Origin of the sequence: Pseudomonas fulva NBRC 16637 = DSM 17717, assembly GCF_000730565.1 — a bacterium.
Classification (GTDB): domain Bacteria; phylum Pseudomonadota; class Gammaproteobacteria; order Pseudomonadales; family Pseudomonadaceae; genus Aquipseudomonas; species Aquipseudomonas fulva.
Map to the genome: position 1 here is coordinate 114369 of NZ_BBIQ01000007.1, position 3255 is coordinate 117623.

Annotated in this window: 2 protein-coding genes; both read right to left on the reverse strand. The window is 63.3% G+C overall.

Annotated features, from left to right (window positions below):
• Positions 1 to 8: 8 nt before the first annotated feature.
• Positions 9 to 2012: a MacB family efflux pump subunit gene (locus tag PFU01S_RS09620; RefSeq protein ID WP_042139409.1), complete on the reverse strand. Its 2004-nt coding sequence runs from the start codon at positions 2010 to 2012 to the stop codon at positions 9 to 11.
• 2 nt (positions 2013 to 2014) lie between these two features.
• Positions 2015 to 3172 carry a macrolide transporter subunit MacA gene (gene macA, locus PFU01S_RS09625; RefSeq protein WP_027915637.1) on the reverse strand — a complete coding sequence of 386 codons (1158 nt, stop codon included), beginning with the start codon at positions 3170 to 3172 and terminating at the stop codon, positions 2015 to 2017.
• Between the last annotated feature and the right edge of the window lie 83 nt (positions 3173 to 3255).

Sequence of the window (3255 nt, forward strand, 5' to 3'; positions counted from 1 at the left end):
CAGGTGGTTCAGTCCCGTGCCAGTGCTTCGATGGGGTCCAGGCGAGCCGCATTGCGCGCCGGCACGAAGCCGAACACCACACCGATCAAGGTCGAGCAGGCGAACGCCATCACGATCGAGGCTGGGGAGAACACCATTTCCCATTGCTTGACGAACAGCTCGAACAGGTAGCCCACCGCGTAGGACAACCCCACGCCCACGACCCCGCCCAACAGGCAGACCATGACCGCTTCCACCAGAAACTGCTGGCGGATGTCGGCCTGACGGGCACCAACGGCCATGCGTATGCCGATTTCACGGGTACGTTCGGTCACCGACACCAGCATGATGTTCATCACCCCTATGCCGCCCACCACCAGCGAGATCACCGCGATCAGCGACAGCAGCAAGGTCAGGGATCGACTGGTCTTCTGTACGGTCTGCATGATGCTGTCCAGGTTGTTGGTGAAGAAGTCCTTGCTGCCGTGGCGCTGCAGCAGTACACGGCTGACCTCCTCCTCGACCCGCTTGCTGGGCACCCCGTCCTTGATCCGCACGCTGATGCTGTCCAGGTGACGCTGTCCCAGCACCCGTCCGGCAGCCGTCTCGTACGGCACCCAGATGTTCAGCTGGTTGCTGGCCACGAACAGGTTCTTGTTGCGCGCAGTCACACCGATCACGGTACAGGGCAGATTACCGACCAGGATCACCTGCCCAAGGGGGTTGGTGGTCGGGCCGAACAGGCGCTCGCGGGTGTTATGGTCGATGACCACCACCTGGGCCTGGCGCCGCGCATCATCGGCGCTGAACACGATGCCCGCTGCCAATGGGATGTTGCGCACCTGAAAGTAGTGCTCGCTGACGCCATTGAGCTGCACATCCACGTCCAGGTTGCGATAGCGCACCAGCGTGCCCTGGCCGATCACAGGGGTTGCGCTGTCGACGTAGTACAAGGCGTTGAGCGCCGCCACATCCGCCGGCACCAACGTTTCAATGTTCCTGGCCCGGCTGTCGCCGAAGTTGCTCCCCGAATACACATCGATGGTGTTGCTGCCGATGGCCTGGATGTCCTTGAGTACGTACCCCTTGGCCCCTTCGCCGATGGCTGAAATCGACACCACCGAAGTGATACCGATGATGATCCCGAGCATGGTCAGCAAGGTGCGCATGCGGTGTGACACCAAGGCCAGCCAGGCCATCTTGAACGCCTCGCGGAACATGCCCAGGCTTGCCAACAGGCGATGTCCCCTCTTGCGTGCCGGCGTCGGCGCCACGGCCCGTGCAGGCACCGTGTCAGCAACCTTGCGCCGATCGCTGACGATCTGGCCGTCGCTGACTTCGATGATGCGCTCGGCGTGCGCGGCCACGTGCGGGTCATGGGTGACGAGGATCACGGTGTGACCCGAGGCGTGCAGCTCCAGCAGAATCTTCATGACCTCCTTGCCGCTGGCGCTGTCCAGCGCGCCTGTGGGTTCGTCCGCCAGGATCACCTGCCCTCCATTAATCAATGCCCGGCATATGCTCACCCGTTGCTGCTGGCCTCCCGACAGCTGGCTGGGACGGTGGTGCAAGTGCTCGCCAAGCCCAAGCCGGCTCAGCAGCGTCTGGGCGCGTTCATGGCGCCATTGCAGGTCCATGCCGGCGTACACGGCAGGGATCTCGACGTTGTGCAGGGCGTCCAGGTGCGGCAGCAGGTGGTAGCGCTGGAAAATGAACCCGAAGTGATCGCGACGCAGGGCGGCCAGGGCATCGACGTCAAGGTCCCGGGTTTGCTGGCCATCGACCTTGTAACTGCCAGTGCTGGCATTGTCCAGGCAGCCCAGAATGTTCATCAGCGTGGACTTGCCAGAGCCCGATGCGCCGATGATAGCGACCAGTTCACCACGGTGAATCTGCAGGTTGATGCCCTTGAGCGCGAGAAAGGCCCGCTCGCCGGCCTGGAAGCTGCGGGTAATGCCCTCCAGGCAAAGCAAGGGTTCGCCCTGCCCCGTTGCCTGGCACAGGGGGGCAGTGGGTTGCACGTTCATGTTCATGCTCAGGCTCCCGAATCGCCGGTAATCGGCTCGCCAATCACCACCCGGTCACCTTCGTCGAGGCCCTGCTCGATCTGTACCCGAACATTATTGTTGATCCCCACCACCACCTTGCGCTGCTCGGCGAAGCCCTTGTCGTCGAGCACCCGCACGGCGAAGCGGCCGTCCGCCTCGCGCCCACCCAGTGCCGCCACCGGCACGGTCAGAACCTTTTGCGCGGTATCGAGCACGATGTGCACTTGCGCAGTCATGGCGATGCGCAGGCGGTGGTCCGGGTTGGGCACCTCGAACAGGGCGTTGTAGAACACCGCGCCAGTTGGCTTGCCGGCCCCGCCCTCTGCCTTGTCGCTACTCTGGGCGTAGTGCTGTGGGGCAGGCTCGGTGCCGCGCAGCTTGGCGTAGTAGCGTTTGTCTTCCCCCAGGATGGTGAAATACACCGCCTGGCCCGGCGTGATGTGAATCACATCCGCTTCCGAGACCTGCGCCTTGACGGTCATGGTGTCCAGGTTGGCCAGCTTGAGCAGCACCGGGGCCAGCTGGTTGGCGATCACCGTCTGCCCTTCCTGAGTAACGATGCCCACCACGTGGCCTGTGATCGGCGCGTTGATGCGGGTATAGCCCAGGTTGACCCGGGCCGTGTCAATTTCCACCTGAGCGCTGCGGATCTGCGCATCGAGCGAGCCCACGGCAGCCTGCTGGACCTGATAGTCGGCCTCGGCCTTTTCATATTCCTGACGCGAGACCGAGGCATCGATTTGCAGTTCTCGATAGCGTTCATAGACCCCTTTGGCCTGCTTGAGCTGGGCCAGGGTCGAGCGCCGTTGGGCCTGCAGTTTCTGCTCGTCCACCTCCGCTTGGCGCAGGGTGTTGCGTAGCACCAGCGGGTCTATCTCGGCCAGCCACTGGCCTTCGGTGACCTTGTCGCCCAGCTTCACCTTGAGCGATTTCAGCTGACCGGAAACCTGGGCGCCCACATCCACCTGTTTGATCCCTTCGAGCACGCCGGTGGCCAGTACCGCATTCTCGATGTCGGCACGCTCGACCTGGGCGGTGATGTACTGCGGTGCCTTGGCCGGGGCCTGGACCGCATACAGGCCAATGCCCGCTACCACGGCAATGCCCAGCCCGATGCCCCATTTGCGCAGTTTGGTTTTGTCCATGGACACGCGTAATTCCTTTGTTTGACAAGACTGCACCGAGACCTGGCAGCGGCGGGCTCGCCCACCGGCCGCCAGGTAACCGG